This is a genomic window from Clostridium sp. C1 (assembly GCF_018223625.1).
Classification (GTDB): Bacteria; Bacillota_I; Bacilli_A; order Erysipelotrichales; family Coprobacillaceae; genus Allocoprobacillus.
The window spans coordinates 1,178,757-1,195,830 of record NZ_CP073631.1; the positions used below are offsets into that span (position 1 = coordinate 1,178,757).

The 17,074-nt window shown below is 27.8% G+C and carries 14 protein-coding genes and 1 pseudogene; 2 read left to right on the plus strand and 13 right to left on the minus strand.

Annotated elements, in window-relative coordinates:
- Positions 1–10: 10 nt before the first annotated feature.
- The gene (locus KEC48_RS06445) at positions 11–985 is read right to left on the minus strand and encodes a hypothetical protein (RefSeq protein ID WP_211964965.1); all 975 of its coding nucleotides are present in this window, start codon (positions 983–985) and stop codon (positions 11–13) included.
- 127 nt (positions 986–1,112) lie between these two features.
- On the opposite strand from KEC48_RS06445, the gene KEC48_RS06450 reads away from it, so the two are divergent.
- A complete protein-coding gene (locus KEC48_RS06450; RefSeq protein ID WP_211964966.1) occupies positions 1,113–2,123 on the plus strand; it encodes an HAD domain-containing protein in 1,011 nt (336 codons plus the stop codon).
- Between the two features lie 359 nt (positions 2,124–2,482).
- On the opposite strand, the gene KEC48_RS06455 is transcribed toward KEC48_RS06450, so the two are convergent.
- A complete protein-coding gene (locus KEC48_RS06455; RefSeq protein WP_211964967.1) occupies positions 2,483–3,385 on the minus strand; it encodes a restriction endonuclease in 903 nt (300 codons plus the stop codon).
- A gap of 40 nt (positions 3,386–3,425) precedes the next feature.
- A complete protein-coding gene (locus KEC48_RS06460) occupies positions 3,426–3,581 on the minus strand; it encodes a hypothetical protein (protein ID WP_211964968.1) in 156 nt (51 codons plus the stop codon).
- A 335-nt stretch (positions 3,582–3,916) separates the two neighbouring features.
- Between KEC48_RS06460 and KEC48_RS06465 the strand changes: the two genes are divergently transcribed.
- Complete coding sequence (locus KEC48_RS06465; protein WP_211964969.1) at positions 3,917–5,176, plus strand: methionine gamma-lyase family protein; 1,260 nt, start codon at positions 3,917–3,919, stop codon at positions 5,174–5,176.
- Here KEC48_RS06465 and KEC48_RS06470 read toward each other — a convergent pair.
- The 10 genes and pseudogenes from KEC48_RS06470 to KEC48_RS06515 form a co-directional block, all read right to left on the minus strand.
- Complete coding sequence (locus KEC48_RS06470) at positions 5,173–5,919, minus strand: SDR family NAD(P)-dependent oxidoreductase (RefSeq protein ID WP_211964971.1); 747 nt, start codon at positions 5,917–5,919, stop codon at positions 5,173–5,175. The two genes, KEC48_RS06465 and KEC48_RS06470, sit on opposite strands and share 4 nt — an antisense overlap.
- 20 nt (positions 5,920–5,939) lie before the next feature.
- Positions 5,940–6,497, minus strand: coding sequence for an elongation factor P (gene efp, locus KEC48_RS06475; RefSeq protein WP_087244004.1), 558 nt, complete (start codon positions 6,495–6,497; stop codon positions 5,940–5,942).
- Positions 6,498–6,570: 73 nt separating this feature from the next.
- Positions 6,571–7,800 (minus strand): nicotinamide riboside transporter PnuC, encoded by a 1,230-nt coding sequence (gene pnuC / locus KEC48_RS06480; protein ID WP_211964973.1) that lies wholly within the window; start codon positions 7,798–7,800, stop codon positions 6,571–6,573.
- A 112-nt stretch (positions 7,801–7,912) separates the two neighbouring features.
- Positions 7,913–9,100, minus strand: coding sequence for a hypothetical protein (locus KEC48_RS06485; protein WP_211964975.1), 1,188 nt, complete (start codon positions 9,098–9,100; stop codon positions 7,913–7,915).
- A 1-nt stretch (position 9,101) separates the two neighbouring features.
- Positions 9,102–10,055, minus strand: coding sequence for a hypothetical protein (locus KEC48_RS06490; protein ID WP_211964977.1), 954 nt, complete (start codon positions 10,053–10,055; stop codon positions 9,102–9,104).
- Positions 10,056–10,089: 34 nt separating this feature from the next.
- Positions 10,090–13,148 (minus strand): annotated as a pseudogene (locus KEC48_RS06495) (type I restriction endonuclease subunit R).
- Position 13,149: 1 nt separating this feature from the next.
- Positions 13,150–14,409 (minus strand): FRG domain-containing protein, encoded by a 1,260-nt coding sequence (locus KEC48_RS06500; RefSeq protein WP_211964979.1) that lies wholly within the window; start codon positions 14,407–14,409, stop codon positions 13,150–13,152.
- Positions 14,410–14,468: 59 nt separating this feature from the next.
- Positions 14,469–15,677, minus strand: a complete 1,209-nt coding sequence (locus KEC48_RS06505) for a restriction endonuclease subunit S (RefSeq protein ID WP_249191414.1) — start codon at positions 15,675–15,677, stop codon at positions 14,469–14,471.
- 11 nt (positions 15,678–15,688) lie between these two features.
- Complete coding sequence (xerA, locus tag KEC48_RS06510) at positions 15,689–16,675, minus strand: site-specific tyrosine recombinase/integron integrase (RefSeq protein ID WP_211964981.1); 987 nt, start codon at positions 16,673–16,675, stop codon at positions 15,689–15,691.
- Positions 16,676–16,766: 91 nt separating this feature from the next.
- Complete coding sequence (locus KEC48_RS06515) at positions 16,767–17,039, minus strand: hypothetical protein (RefSeq protein WP_211964984.1); 273 nt, start codon at positions 17,037–17,039, stop codon at positions 16,767–16,769.
- Positions 17,040–17,074: the final 35 nt, after the last annotated feature.

A 17,074-nucleotide genomic window follows, 5' to 3' on the forward strand; every position in this document is an offset into this window, starting at 1 on the left:
CTGACATTATTTACACCTCATTTTTATATCTTTCATATTTATCCATAAGTTTTTGTCGTGGCTGAATATGTTTGATTTCAACTCCATATTCATAAGCTTCAATCCATTCTTTGTAGGAATAGAAAATGTCTATTACCATCAATAACGTATATAGACTGATTTCTGGATTTTTTATAATTTCATTTTGAAAATAATACTGTAATGCTTTCTCAAAAGTATCATTATGAAATATAAAAGCCAGTTGATTCATATTGGTAAGCAATTCTTTAGCTTCATACAAACGATCATCATGACGCTTTAATGTTGCTATAAAGTTTCTTTGTGATGTCATAAATCTTTGACAATAATTGAAAACCATATCTCGATATTTCTGTTTTTGAATATAATGATCTAAAACACCAAATAACATAATATGCAAACATTCACGACTTAAATAACAATGTGTTGCTCCATTAATCATCTCCATAATTGATGCTTCATCAATATTCAGTTGAAGCTGACGAGCAACATATTCCCCATATAATTTTTCTTGTTCCATACCTATAGATGCAAAAGGATCATCACTTGTAAAAATATACACACCACAACCATAGCTTAACATCTTATAAATTTCACGAATCAATATGACAACTTGTGAAAAATAAGGATGATCTGATGGAACATCTAATAAAATTTTTAAGTATCTTTTGACTTTAAAGCGCCACTTAGGTCTTTCTTTTTTAGGAACAATGCGGTTAGGAGCAATATAATACCCATGATAAGCATCTTGTAAAAAATCCTGAATCTCAACAAATAAATCAGTTAATGAAACTTCATCATGTTTTGTTGCTTTTTTCTTTCCCTCGCCACTTACAATACTTTCAATTACATCATCTAATTCTTCTTTTTTTGATTTTGGTAAAGCTTTATAGACTTCTACAAAAGCATCAGTGATTAATTTCTTATCTTTGTCTTTTAATAAATCTCTTAATTCTTTAACCTTCATTCTCTATTCCTCTCTTGATTCTTCATTATTATATCATAATATTTTTCTAAACAGTATCACTTGTTATTTTCCTAATTAAAATTATGTGTTATAATTGCTTATAGCAAATACAAAAAGGAGATTACATATGCATAAATCAAGACAATTTATTAACAAATCTATAAAGACCTATGAAAAAGATATCAGAATTAAAAATCATTTAGACAAAAATATTATCTTTTTAGATATTGATGGGGTTATACAGCCACCCTCTTATGAAAGAAGATTTGATCATGATATGGAGGCGTTACAATATTATCTAGCCAATAAATATAGCGATGATATATATTTGACATTTGATAAATATGATTTAGCAGCTGCGTATTATGACTGGTCATATATAGCATTAGGTTATCTTAAAGAATTAATAGAAGAAACAGGTAGTTATATTGTGTTGCATTCTACATGGGGAAGACATAATACAACGAAACAAATTATTGCTTTATTTAAACTTTATGATTTAGATAATTTCATTATTGATATTATTAATGAAGATAATGATAAAAAAAGATGTATTCATCATTATCTATCTAAACATTTTATTGATTACTTTATCATCATCGATGATGATTATGACTTATTACGAGAATTTGGTTCATATTGTTGTTTAACAAGTCAATATTTTCAACAATCTGATTTTGATTACTGTCAATTTATATTTCAAAACCCATTTTCTTTTTCAACAAAAGAAAAAGATCATATCAAAACATTTGAAATGATATCTTATCCTTCTCAAGAATGTTTAGGTCAAGTTTTCTTTAAAGTTCATCAATATGAAGACAATAAAATATGTTTATTTTATATTCATTGTCCTGATCAATACAGAGAAGCTTTATTATGTGAATTTTTCAGTTCAATGAAAGATTGTGATGGTCTTATGAGCGAACAATATCATTTATTAAAAAATCAAAGAATTGGTTATGTCACTTGCGATTATGAATATCATCATCAACGCTGTCATTTTTATTACATAAACCATCGTTTTCATCATTTTAATATTCAAAAGTTCATATCTCAAATCAAAGAAATTTTTCACTCCATAGAATTATATAAACAAGATAATGGTATAAACTTAACAAGATTATTTTCGTTCATTTAAAAAGATTCTAGATTGTCATGCATATATCACTTCAGTTGCATACATATACAATAAAAGTTCCCTATCATTGTTGAAACGTGGATTCAGCTAAAAGCCTACCATAAAACAATAAGGGAACTTATATCATGGAGCAGCACTAGCCTATAAGGCTACAATAAGATGTCATCCATGACATTGCCATTATAAAGCTATATTTTATTTTTTTCAATAAGAGTTATTATAAAATTTAAATTATTTGATTATTCTGTTTACAATCGTCTTTCTTATAAAAATATCAATGTTAATTTTAGATAGACAATAAAAAAACAATCTCGGTTTATTGAGAGATTGTCACTATATATCATTTATAAATATCAACATTAAACAAGCTCACTATCAAAATAATCTAAATCTAATTGTTTGATTTCATAAGTCTGCACAACACTCACACCTAAATTATATTTTATCATTAAATCCGTTAACATTTTACCATCAATTAAAATGAGTTTAACTTGTAATTGTTTTTTTGCATAATCAATGGCTTCTCTTGTAAAAGTAGATGTGGTAATAAATAATCCCTTTGTACCACCTTGACCAGCTACTGCGCCTAAAAACTTTTGAATTTCTGGTCTTCCCACACTACTTCTATTCCATTTCTTAGCTTGAATATAAATACTATTAAATCCAAACTGATCTTCATTGATAATTCCATCTATACCTTCATCACCACTATAATCAGTTGAAATGATAGATTCTTTATCATAAGCATAACCCATTTTATCCAACAAATCTAAAACAAGTTTTTCAAAGAAAGCCGGATCTTTAGATATAATCATATCTAATAGTTCATCACTGACACGTGATGATATCATCTTAATAGATTGGTCAATATTTTCTAAAGGCGTAGACTCTTTTGGTTTCGTTTGATTTTCAGGTTGTTCATTATGACGATTTACAAACTGTCTAACTTCTTCATATTGCATTAAATAATCATCATCAACATGAATATGAGAAGATAGTATATTTTCCCCTTGAGGTGTAATTTGATAAACACCTCTTTCTACAGAACGAATCAATCCTGCTTTTGTTAAATATGTTTTTGTCCATCCCAAACGATGATAAATCACTGTTTTATGACTGTTTTCCATCTTTTGATTTCTTTCATCTTCAGTTAAATGTAATACATCAGATACTTCATCTACCATATCACGCACTCTTAACTGATGATGTTTGTTTAATACTTGTAACACTTCATTATACATTTCATTATATTGTGGTATCATTTGTTATCTCCTTTACTTTTTTACAAAATATATAACATTTCTACTTTATTTTATAAATGCTATGATTGGCATCTATAAACGTATCATAATAACTTTTGATCACTTGCTTAAAGTGAGCATCTCTATGATGATACCTAATAAAACCATCTTGCATTTGTCTTAACATTGCCCTTTTTTCTTCATCATTTAAATGCATATTGATCAACTCCTTTTTGATTCTATGATTATTATAACAGATTTTTCTAATCTATTTATCTTGTTTCGATTATTTTCGTGATAAAATAAACCAATAATATTTTTATTTCACTGCTGAATATATTGAGTTGTTATTAAACAAAGTAGAAACTTACACTATCTTAATTTTTTAAATTTCAATGCATTAAATCTCAATTTATACAACTTTGAAGAAAAATATGTCATTATTTCAATTTACGTCATTTAATATTTAATTAAAACTCTAAAAATATCCCATGAAAAAAATAAAAATTTGTGTATAATAGACAATGGACATTTGATGGGAGGATTATAAACATGATATTAGAACAAATTCATCCAGATTTACTGGAAATAGCAAAAGAATCAGATAGTATCTTAAGTGATATTTATAAAAGAATAGATGAAATAGCTTTAACAAACTCTAATCGTATTTTATCAGCATTTATAGAAAATAGAGTTTCTTATTCTGATTTTGCAGATATTAACGGATATGGAAATTATGATGAAGGAAGAGATAAATTAGAAAAAATCTTTGCGACTGTTCTTGGTTGTGAAGATGCCTTAGTTCGCCCTCAGATTATGAGTGGAACAAATGCATTATATTTAACGCTTTCTGCTTTATTAAAACATGGCGATACAATGATTTCTTTATCTGGTGCACCATATGATTCTTTACAAGAAATGATTGGTTTGAGTGGAAATTCTACACAATCATTAAAGGCAAATGGTGTGAAATATGAACAGATTGAATTAGTCAATGATGATTTTGATGATGAGAAAATTGTAGAGAGATTAAAACAGAATAATGTCAAACTTGTTGAAATCCAAAGATCTAGAGGGTATTCACATCGTCAATCTCTTTCTATTTCAAAGATTGAACGTATAATTTCAAAAATTCGTGAAGTGAATAAAGACGTCATTATTATGGTCGATAACTGTTATGGTGAGTTAGTAGAAGACAAAGAACCTGGTCATGTTGGAGCTGATGTAGTTGTCGGATCTTTAATGAAAAACCTCGGTGGAGGAATTGCACCTACTGGTGGATATATAGCAGGAAATCAGGAACTTATTCATATGGTTGCTGAACGTTTGACTGCTCCTGGTATTGGAAAAGACTTAGGTGCTAATTTCAACTTAAACAACGCTTTCTTTAAAGGATTATTTATGGCTCCTAATGCTGTCAAAAATGCTTTAAAAACAGCTGTATTTTCTGCGTATATGTTAGAAAAATTAGGTTATTCTAACGTATCTCCTCGTTATGATGAACCTCGTACAGATATTATTCAAACTTTAGAATTAAAAACAAAAGATAATTTAGTGAACTTTACACAAGGAATACAACAAACAAGTCCTATTGACTCATTTGTAACAGTTTTACCTGCCCCAATGCCTGGCTATCCTTTTGATGAAGTCATGGCTGCAGGAAGCTTTACCCAAGGCAGCACGATTGAATTAAGTGCTGATGCTCCTGTTATTGAACCTTATACACTTTACATACAAGGTGGATTAACATTTGAATATGGTAAATTATCTATTTTACTTGCATTATCAAATATGAAAGGGAAGTTGGATTAACAACTTCCCTTTTGTCCACCATCAATACGTATAACAGTATTATTAATAAAATTAGCTTCATCACTTATTAAGAATTTCACTAAATAAGCCACTTCTTGAGGATCACCATATCGATTGACCATAATTTTTTCAACTTCTTCTTTTAAAAACTCTTCATCATATCCGTCCAACTCATTTTCTGTTCCTATAAAACCTGGAGCAATACAATTGACATTGACATATGGAGCAAACTCAAAAGCAAGATTATGTGTCATGGAAATTAATGCTGCTTTAGAAGCATCATAATCTATACACATAGGATAATAAGTATTGATACCATTAGTTGAAGAAATATTAATAATTCTGCCATATTCCTGATCTAACATATGTCGATAAACACGTTTACTGCAATTAAATGCACCTACAACATTGACATCTAAAGTCTTTCTAAATTCTTCAGCATTTTTCAAATGAAAAAGGTTAGATAAATCAACAGCAGCATTATTAACTAAAATATCAACACCACCCAGTTCTGATTCAATAGAAGATATCATTTGATCAACTTCATCTTCCTTAGACACATCACATTGAATAGCCATACATCGTACACCATAATTGTTTATAATCATATCTTTTAATGCATGAGCTTCTTTTTTGGATGTGAGATAATTAATCACAATATCATAACCTTGTTTTCCAAGTTCTAAAGCAATGGCTTTTCCAATGCCTTGTGCTCCACCTGTAATTAATACAACTTTATTCATCTTTGAAAAAAAGAGCTTGATTAAGCTCTTCCTGCATACTTACCATCTGCTGTAAAAACAACAATTTTTTCTCCCGGTTCAATGAATTGAGGAACACGTAATGATAATCCTGTATCAGTTACAGCATCTTTTGTTTGGTTAGATGGTGCTCCTTTAATAGCTGGATCTGTTTCCACAACTGTTAATTCTACTTTTTCTGGTACAGATACTGATAATAAATCACCTTCAAAGAACATTAATGAAACTTCTGAACCTTCAATAATATAATATTGAGTATCTCCAACTTGATCATTAGCTAATTCATATGTTTCATATGTTTCCATATCCATGAAATAGAATGTTGATCCATCTTTATATGAATATTGTGCTGTTTTTCTTGAAATATTAGCTTGATCAAATTTTGTATTTGCATTAAAGTTTCTTTCTTGAATTGCATTTGTTTTTAAATTTCTCATTTTTGTTTTTAAGATAGCTGCACCTTTTCCAGGTTTGACATGTTGAAAATCTAAAACCTGACAAGGATCACCATCAACGATTAAAGTTAATCCTGTTCTAAAATCTCCTGCTGATATAGCCATATTTTTCACTCCTTATATTTTTAAGATTTTTCTTCACGCTTATTTTACCAATTTTATAAACAATCTACAAGTCTCATGCAGTGATTTGTTTTTGTTTTTCTTGTGAATGTGACTGAATATACTTACTCCACTTGATATATCCATATGTTGTATTTGTAAAATAACCTAACTTAAGGACTAATAAAACATATTGTCCAGAAATTACATTAATGACTGCTTCAAGGAATGCACAAATATACCATGCAATCCATTGTTCCCTTAATCTAAAGAAAATAAACAATCCATTGGCAATGCCTACAGCTGATGCACAGGCATCAATATATATAATGGCTGTTTCTAATAATTGGTTGTTGTAAAAATCTGTTGAAATATCTAAACCACTAATAAAATATCCCACAACAATTGTCCAAACTACAATACCTACAATGACTAAAACTTCTTGATATCCTTTAAGTTTTCTAACAACTGTCAATTCACTTTCTTCTTCATCTTTATGTCTTGACCAGTTAATATAACTAATAATATCAATTGGTAGCCAGAACAATAATGTTGTGACCATTGTCGCAAAACGATACATTAAAACAACACACATTGCTATTTCTACGATTTCTACGAATACAGAAACAAGGAAATTGTATCTTGATTGCTTAGAAATAAGTAACTCACAAAGAATATTCAAGAACGTATCTAGTAAATAAAGCAACATGATGATAATTCCATTGACACCATTTGCACTTTCTTCTGGAAAAATAACTGAAATAATCGTAGCCAATACCATGATTGATAAAAACCATGATTTTTCATATGTTGTAAACTGTTTTGCAAATAATGTCATAATTAACACAGATATCATCAAAATAAATGAAGCAATTCCAAAGTTAAACACAGGTGCTAATTCATTCGCTTTGACTTGTCCATATGAATGTTGTATTTCCTGAGCATTTATATTTTGATGATCAAAATAGAGCTTCGTTCCATTATCAGTTTCATATTCGTATGCTGTAATGCTATCATCTTCTAATTGAACGTAATCTTCATATGAATAAGAAACAACTAATTGCTTATCCCCACTTATATATGTAACATCACAAACTGTATTATCCTCACTATAATCTTCTAGTTCTCTATCTCTAGTCATTTCTATACTTTGGATAAACTTTGCATCATTGACATTGGCATTCACCTGAAACATACCATATCCAATAGATACAATAGAAGCAACACATAATAAAATAGAAATAATAACTTCTGCTATACGTAACCCTTTTCTAGGCTCCATATTGGCTTTAAAAAACTTTATCATATCAAACCTTCTCCCCTATCATTTGCATTTATAACATGCTTTCCTATTATAAACTATTTTGATTGAATATGATATATTTAATTGTTAATTAGTATGAAAATCACTTATTATTTTAAATCGTTAGCGAAAATAACCTAATTACACAAACTATTATAACAATAAAAAAAACAATTTTATATAAACAATTTATACTAGGCGGAGATACATAATTTTCAAAATCTTCTTTCTTAAAAAACAATTTATTTGTGTAAAAATATTCAAGTTTCTTATATTCTTTTAATAATTCCTTCATTTCTATAAAAAAAGCAAATGAAATTACTAAAAAAGAAATAATCAACATAAATAATATAATATTTACTTTTTCTGAATGAGAATGAAAAATAATGTAATATATATTATCTCCTTTAAAATCTTTGATTGAATCAAAAATAACTAAACCAATTGATCCAAGCCATGCTAATATTTTTAGATGTAGTGAACGTTTTACATCATTTATTGCTTTTTCTAAATCTATGAAATCTTTTTTTAACAAATTTACTTGATCAAAATATTCTTTAACCTCATTTTTTACTACTCTACTAAATATACTCTCACAACTACACAAATCAGCTTGAGTTAACTTAAAAGTTTTTTTATCGACAATTATTTTCCTAACAATATCTAATTTTACTTTATATGATGCCTCAAACTCCCTATTAGACACAATCCATTTATAAACAGATAACAAATCAGTATCTATTTCATCATAAATAAGCTTTTCTTCAACAACTACGTTTGATTTATCATCATATATGTAAAATTCAAATTGTTGGTTTTGAGATAAAATTCTAAAAGATGTTTTATCTGCCAAAAATATCATAATATAAACATTCATTATTTTGATATTCATTTCATTTCTCTCAAATTTTTCAAGTATTTCAATAGAAATATTAAGATCTTTCTTCGTTAGTCCATCAATATTATTATTAGCTATTACACTTGAGTAAATTTGATAATCATTATTTTTTATAGAGTATATTGAAAAATCATCTCGTACATAATAAAGATCTTGGCTATAATCTTTAAATGATAATTTATGTAACACATCTTTAAAATAAGTTTTTTCTTTCAAATATTCCTCTTCCTTAAAAAGTAAATTTTTATTATTATAAATAACTATTTTATCATGCTCTTCTTCCATTGGCATATCTATATTAAAATTATTACACTCATTCTTTAACTTTGTAATATTTAAATAAGTAGTATCGTCTTTTTTTAATTCAAGAGCTGTATTATTCCATCGTAATTCATCATTATCCATATCAACTCAACACCTTATTAACTTCCCTTAAGAATTCATCGTCCACTATTAAAGTTAGTTCATTACCCTCAAGCTTTATTCCTTGCCTCTTTTTTAGTTTTAAAAAATTATCTGTTTTAATAGTTGTATCTGGAGATATTGAGATACTTTTTTTATATTTTTCCTTTATACTTTTTTTTGAAATAATAAATTGTGCATCTATTTTATCTGATTCAACTGAATAAACACTTTCATTAACATTTTCTTCTAATAAACCCTTAACATATAAATCCTCTATTAATTTCATTTTTTCAAAATTATCATTATTAAAAAGAAAGTCTTCTGCATAACTATATATTTCTGGAATTTTATTTTGTGAAAATATCTGATTATTGAACAATTTCTTTTCATTAATTAAATCAATTAAAATAGAAGTATTTTGATGTTCATCTCTAACTCTAGTTAAACCCAAAAATTTATCAAACCAATAAGATGCTAATCTTGTGTTTTTATCAACTATCAAAATTTTGTTAAAATCATCTTCAAAAATACATAGTTTATAATAATTATTATCTGTTCCTAAAGCTCCTTTTATTTCAAAAGTTGTAGAATCAACATCCTTAATTTTTTCTAATTTCATCAGATATAAATTATTTTTCTCACTTTTTATAAATAAAAAACCTTCTTGAATACTCTGTTTTCTTGAACGACCATCTTTTGTTTTTTCTGCGTCACTTAGCTTAGAAGCAAAAACAGAATAGTCAAAAGTAGCTGTATGATTTAAATAATAATCATAAATTACATTATGAACATTTCTATTTTCTTGTTTTAAACAACATACTACACTTAATTTATTTCTTTTTTCTCTTTGATTCTCAACAATTTCAAAAAATATTCGATTAATATTATTGATTTGGATATCAGATAATTCAATTTCTTTATATTCTTTTCCAATATCATATGCCTTAATTTCCATTATTTTATACCTCAATATTTCATTTTTTATTTTTCTAAATGTAAGTATTATCTGCCCATAATTCACATTGAATCATTACAGTTTGAACAGCATCAGACATTCCTTCTGGTGGATATCTATGTTTTTTTAATAGTTTTTTAATTAACATACGCATTTTTGCTCTTGCAGATTCTTTGCGTTGCCAATCAACTGTTTTATTTTTTTGTAATGTTTCTGTCAATTCTTTAGTTAATGCAATTAATTCATCATTCTCATAAAAATCTTTAATAGCTTGTGGTTTCGTTAAAGCATCATAAAAAGCCAATTCTTCATTAGTTAACCCTAACCTATTTCCTTCTTTTTGTGATTCTGAAATCTGCTTTGCTAAATTTAATAACTCCTGAATAACTTCTTCATTAGTTAACATTCCATTTAAATAACTATTTAGAGCTCTTTGAATTCTTTCGCTAAATTTTTCAGACTTAACTACATTTGTTCGTTTGTAAATGCTAACCTGTTCAGCAATTAATTTCTTTAATAATTCTACTGCTAAATTTTTTTCTTTCATTTTTGAAACTTCTTCTAAAAATTTAGAATCAAATATAGAGAACTCTTCTTTTACATCAGAAAACAAATTGATAACTCCATCACTTTTTATACTATATTTCAATAATTCATTTATTCTTTCATTCATTTCTTTTAAAGAAATTTTCTTATTTACACCTGTATTACTTAATCTCAAAACCAAGACACGACAGATTCAAAAAATGCAGCCTCAAAACGTAATTCTTCTTCTACTAAAGAAGAACATAATGATAATGCTTGATGCAGCAATAATGATTCTTTAAGAAAATCTTGTTTTTCTTTTTCTCTGGATATATCAACAATAAAGTTGACTGCTCCACTAATTGTTTTTGCTCTTTCTAAGTCAGTTCCTTCCTTAAAATTAGAATAATCATATTCATAAAATAAATCTTGACATATAGATAATTTTTCTAAAAATTTAGGATATGCTACTTTAGCAATATCAGTATCGCCATAATTCTTTTTATCCCTAGAAGTATAATCATTCATAGCACGTTTTAAAGCTCCTGCTATTCCAACATAGTCAACAATGAGTCCACCTTCTTTATCTTTATAAACGCGATTAACACGTGCTATAGCTTGCATAAGATTATGTCCAGCCATAGGCTTATATATGTACATAGTTGCCAAGGATGGGACATCAAAACCAGTAAGCCACATATCGACAACAATAGCAATTTTTAATTCACTATCATTATCTTTGAATTTTTTTGCTAATTCATTTTTATATTTTTTATTTCCTATAATATCTCGCCATTCCTCAGGATCATTATTTCCAGAGGTCATGACAACTGCAACTTTTTGTGTCCAATTTGGACGCAGTTCCAAAATATGTTGATATATTTTCATAGCAATTGGTCTTGAATAAGCAACTATCATCGCTTTACCAGTTAATAAATGTTCTCTATTATTTTCATAATGATATAAAATATCATCAACTAAAGAATTAATAGTATCATCAGCCCCTAAAATAGCATCCATACGACTTAATTCTTTTTTACTTCTTTCAATGACTTCTTCATCAGCATTATTAGCCATTATTTCATATTCATTATCAATCAACTTCAAAGTTTCTTGGTCTAATTTTAATTTAACAACTCGACTTTCATAGTATACAGGTCTTGTTGCACCATCTTCAACTGCTTGTGTCATATCATAAATATCAATATAATTTCCAAAAACTTCTCTTGTACTTCTGTCCTTTGTCGAAATAGGAGTTCCTGTAAAACCAATATAAGTTGCATTTGGTAAACTATTACGTATCATTCTTGCGGTACCAATAACTTTGGTGGCTATTTCTTCACCATCTTTATTTTTTGTTATTTTTATTTTTTCAGTTAATCCATATTGACCTCGATGAGCTTCATCTGCCATCACAACAATATTTCTTCTTTGAGATAATGCACTGTCATAATTTTCAAACTTTTGCATTGTTGTAAAGATAATTCCATTTGCTTTTCTACCTTCTAACAAAGACCTTAAATGTTCTCTATTTTCTGCCTGAATAGGTGTCTGTCTTAAAAAATCTTTACATTTTGAAAATTGTCCAAACAATTGATCATCCAAATCATTTCTATCTGTAATAACAACTATCGTTGGACTATTTAACTTCTCTTGTAATAAATGTGCATAAAATACCATAGATAATGATTTACCACTACCTTGAGTATGCCAAAAAACTCCACCTTTACCGTCAGAAACCATAGCATTTTTCGTAGATTCAATTGCTTTCTTTACCGCAAAATATTGGTGATATCCTGCCAAAATTTTAAATTTGTCTATACCATCATTAGAAAAACATACAAAATTTTTAATAATATCTAATAATCTTTCTTTTTGGAACATTCCTTCAAAAAAAGTATCAAATTGAGCATGTTGTGTATTCTCTTTATTACCATCCACTGTTTTCCATTCCATGAAACGGTCAATCCCAGAAGTAATAGTTCCAGCCCTAGAGCTTAATTGATCACTCATTACACATATAGCATTATAAACAAACATACTAGGAATTTCTTTCATATAATTTCTTAGCTGCCTATATGCATCTGATACATCAGTTTCTTCTCGAGAAGGAGATTTTAATTCCATTAATACAATGGGAATACCATTTAAAAATAATATAACATCAGGTATTTTTGTGCTATTTTCAATAAATGTCCACTGATTAGCAATAATAAATGAATTATTATCAATATTTTTATAATCAACAAGATAAACAATATCTGACTTTTCTTCACCATTGTCAAAATAATTAACAGTTATTCCATTTTGTAAATAATCCATAAATACTATATTCTTTTGAACTAAAGAACCATTTTCAATATTTCTTAACTTATTTACCGCTTCCTGCAATGCAGTATATGATAATCCTCTATTGATATTATGTAACGAATTTTCTAATTCTTCTTCATAAAATGGACTATAAAAGTCTCTTTCAATATTTGGACCATAAATATGTTCATAATCCATATTTTCAAATAATTCTATTATTGAATTTTCATAACTAGCTTCCGTAAATAACTGTTCCATACTATTCTCCATTCTCATTGTTAATCATATGTTTTTTGATTAACTCATTCATAATATTCATTATATTATCAACTAAAAATTCAGGATTTTTTCCATTCAACAGATTTATACTTGATAAACAATAGGTACTGATGCTTCTCCTAATCTTGCTTCGTATATTTTCTCTTTTATACCAATCAACTACTAAATTGTCTTTAACAATTTCTAAAATACTTTCACACTCATTTTTATCTAAACAAGTAGATAAAAACTTTTCTATTTCAGTAATAAACTCTTTATTTAATATTTCTTCATTAACATTTTCATAGTCAATGATATTTTTATAATTCTCTTCATATTGATGAAAATCACTAACAGGATGTGTTTGATCTTGATGGATAAATTTAATATAACTTAATTGATGTTCCAATTCTGGAAATAAGGTTGACTCATTTATTTCCAATAAATCAAGTTCTTTAAGAATTAAGTTTTTATTTTCACCTAGCACATAAAAGTAGTTATCATCAAATTCACTTCTCAAATTTCTTGAACTCTTTGTGATAATTCCCTTCTCAACCGCATCATTAATTTCAACAGTAAATGAACTAACTAACAATAGTACTCCACTCTGCTTTTTTAATCTTTCATTACTATAAGTTGGAATAATCAAGTAATTACTTTGGATAATATCAATAAATTCTTTTATATGCTCCTTTTCTAACCACTTTTTTCTGTTATCATTACTTATAATATTTTCTTTAACTAATTTATCTAAAACATCCTTAATTGTATTTTCTCTATCTAAATTATATTTAGCTAAAGTGGTAACAATTCTAACATTAATATCATTTACTTGCGAAGGATAATATTTAGCAAAATACACAACTCCGTTTGGTTCTTTTTCCTCATCTTGATATCTAATTTTACCATGAAGTTTACATGCAAAATACAAAGCAACCAATGGATTTGTAGTAAGGTCAAGTAGCCTAGTACACATGCCATAATGTTGATATTTTGTCATAATATCAAAAGTATCATTCAAATCTCTAAAATCAAAAGGATTTTTTTGTAATGGAATTCTCATAAGCTTATGTTCAACACTGAGCATATCATTTCTGAAAACGCTAGGTACTATTCCCCAGAAATCTACTTCTTGTCCTCTAAAGTAGATTTCCGTAGATGAGCCATCTTCATCACTTCTCAATTTTTTTATTACATCAATAAATGAACCAACTGAAGTGATTTCGATACCATAATCCAAATTAGACTCTTTATTTTCCATTGATCTATCTCCTTCCATATCTATTATAAAGTTATATACATAAACAATAATTTAGTGGTTCAGAGTTCAATGTTAGAGACATCGATTTCACCAGACATAAGTTTTGAAAGCAGTGTATTTCGTAGGTCAGCAAGTGTTATATTTTCTCTCATATTTACAAGAATCTTATTAAAAATTGGTTCTAATAAATCGTTAAATTTAATTAAAAATTTTGTTGAAGGTATAATACATTCTAATTTTGAAAATTGAGTTTTATTTAAATTTACTATTGTACTACCACTTTGACCGTATTTATTTATTTCGTCTGATTTTGTTTTCATAAGTAGATAAACAAAATAAGGAGATACATTTTCCTTAGGAATTATTGAATTAATCTGCTGATTTGTCTGACTTGGTGTTGAAACTAATGTTACTAAACCAGCTGTGCCAATACAACTTACACATACGCTGTTTTTGGGAAGTGTTTTTTGAGATTGAGAATCAGCACCAAGTAATGATAAAGAGCGTTCTGTTTTTACTGTATATACGGAATTATGCATATCAGGAATTGTTATAAATGGAATATCATCTCCATAATATTCTTTTTTCTTTGTAGAAGGAGTTTTACCACATACAATTTCTGAAGCCAAGTCCTCTATGGTGCCATAATTCCAATCAGACGGCATAATTCCATTGCAAAGTTCAAAATCAACAAACCAAGACTTAAATATAGCAAATGCTTGTTGCTCTAAATTATTGTTTATGTCTATATTATTTTTTATCTTCAAATCAATAGAATCTAATATACTAACAACTTTATTTTGATAATTTCTCGGAAACACTGGGATAGGTAAAGTACCGTATGTTTTTGCATTAATATTGCCACGTGTGCTACCAGTATTAAAAGAATGAATCCAGTCTTTATAGGCTTTAGATTGACAATAATACTTAACAAATTTTGGATTGATTTTTTTAACGTCTAAACTAAATTTAATCAAAAAACCAGCATAAACCAATTCTCCATCCGTTTCATCATAAAAATAATTCCTTCCTGTGCTTGCTCCTGTTCTTGCAAATACAATATCATTCTTTTTTAAAGTATAGTTATACGCTTTTTTATCAGCCACTGACATTAAATTTGATTTATCCAAATTCCCGTCATCTTTAATATCGGTAATTCTTAAATAAGTATATAACTCATCAGAATAAGGAACTGCCGAAGCTGCAATACCGTATGATCCTTTTCCGTCTAAAGATAGCTCATTTAATGTTTTTATTTCGTAATTCATTATGTAAACTCCTATCCTATATATTTTTTATGTGCGATTTTTACATTGCTTTGTTTAACCATTGCATATTGTAATGTTGTATCTATCTTTTGATGTCCTAATAACTTTTGAAGTTGTTCTATAGGCATTCCTTTATCTATCGCTTTAGTAGCAAGCGTTCTTCTAAATTTATGCGGATGTGCTTTTGGTATATCTAATTGTTTACCTAGATTTCTAATAATCGTTTCAATAGCTCCAATTGTTAACCTATTATATGGTCTTCTTATCGAAACAAATAACGCTTTATTTTCATCATTTCTACTATTTATATAGTTTTGAAGATGAATCTTGGTTCTTGCATCAAAGTATACTATTCTTTCTTTATCACCTTTACCAAAAACAACACATTCTCTTTCGTTGAAATTAATATCATCAATATTTAATAAAACAAGTTCACCAACACGCATTCCTGTTGAAGCTAATATATCAATTAAAGCTAAATCTCTAAGATTATTACAGTTATCTCTCATTAATTCTAACGATTCATCAGTATAAGTTTCTTTGATTGTTGTAGCTGATTTAACTTTATGTATTCTTCTAACTGGACTTTTAACGATGTAATCTTCATCTTCGAGCCAAGAGAAGAAACTTGATAATATTCGTCTGATATTATCAATTGTTACTCTACTTGACATATGATCACTTTGATAATCAGTTAGATATTTTCTCAGATCATCAGTAGTAATATGTTTAACATTCTTTTCTAGCTTATTAAGAAGTATTTCAATGGTTGACTTATAATAATGTAAGGTCTTTTCTGAACAACCCTCTAAACGTTTAGAAGATAAGAAAGATTCAACATAATGTTGATTATCTTTGTTATTCGGTTCATTTTTGACTTCCTCAATCTTATAATTTACTAATACCACATCTAACACTTCTTTTAGTTTTTCATATTGATCATCTCTTAATAGATGAATCATACCTTGTAAGACTTCATTTTTAATAATTTCTTTCATAGTCATTCTCCTTTTATTAAATTAGTTCAGAACGACTAGCAACGGCTGTTCTTTTACATTGCTTCTGCCGTTGATAGAAGCCTTTTAATTTTTATCTTTTGTCCCTTGTTTTTCTGTTTTTTGCAGTTCGAATATGATTTTTAGCTTCGCTAAGCCGTAGATCAAAATGTTTTTGTAATAAACTTATAATCTCTTTTTCTTTCAATGTTGAATCAACTAATAGGTCCAACGTTCTGAGCAAACATACTTGTCTCCCATTATTAAAAGCTTCGTTTAATTCAGCATCTATTTCATTAAGATACTTTTGTCTAATTTTGCTAGGGAAATATTTAAATTCTTCTTTTATTTCATCTTTAAAACTCACTGTAATCTCCTTTCGTATATTTAAATAAACAATAA

Excerpts from the sequence above, each read along its gene's own strand:
- KEC48_RS06445 (WP_211964965.1), bottom strand. The coding sequence starts at position 985 with ATGAAGGTTAAAGAATTAAGAGATTTATTAAAAGACAAAGATAAGAAA.
- KEC48_RS06450 (WP_211964966.1), top strand. The coding sequence starts at position 1,113 with ATGCATAAATCAAGACAATTTATTAACAAATCTATAAAGACCTATGAA.
- KEC48_RS06455 (WP_211964967.1), bottom strand. The coding sequence starts at position 3,385 with ATGATACCACAATATAATGAAATGTATAATGAAGTGTTACAAGTATTA.
- KEC48_RS06460 (WP_211964968.1), bottom strand. The coding sequence starts at position 3,581 with ATGCATTTAAATGATGAAGAAAAAAGGGCAATGTTAAGACAAATGCAA.
- KEC48_RS06465 (WP_211964969.1), top strand. The coding sequence starts at position 3,917 with ATGATATTAGAACAAATTCATCCAGATTTACTGGAAATAGCAAAAGAA.
- KEC48_RS06470 (WP_211964971.1), bottom strand. The coding sequence starts at position 5,919 with ATGAATAAAGTTGTATTAATTACAGGTGGAGCACAAGGCATTGGAAAA.
- efp (WP_087244004.1), bottom strand. The coding sequence starts at position 6,497 with ATGGCTATATCAGCAGGAGATTTTAGAACAGGATTAACTTTAATCGTT.
- pnuC (WP_211964973.1), bottom strand. The coding sequence starts at position 7,800 with ATGATAAAGTTTTTTAAAGCCAATATGGAGCCTAGAAAAGGGTTACGT.
- KEC48_RS06485 (WP_211964975.1), bottom strand. The coding sequence starts at position 9,100 with ATGGATAATGATGAATTACGATGGAATAATACAGCTCTTGAATTAAAA.
- KEC48_RS06490 (WP_211964977.1), bottom strand. The coding sequence starts at position 10,055 with ATGGAAATTAAGGCATATGATATTGGAAAAGAATATAAAGAAATTGAA.
- KEC48_RS06500 (WP_211964979.1), bottom strand. The coding sequence starts at position 14,409 with ATGGAAAATAAAGAGTCTAATTTGGATTATGGTATCGAAATCACTTCA.
- KEC48_RS06505 (WP_249191414.1), bottom strand. The coding sequence starts at position 15,677 with ATGAATTACGAAATAAAAACATTAAATGAGCTATCTTTAGACGGAAAA.
- xerA (WP_211964981.1), bottom strand. The coding sequence starts at position 16,675 with ATGAAAGAAATTATTAAAAATGAAGTCTTACAAGGTATGATTCATCTA.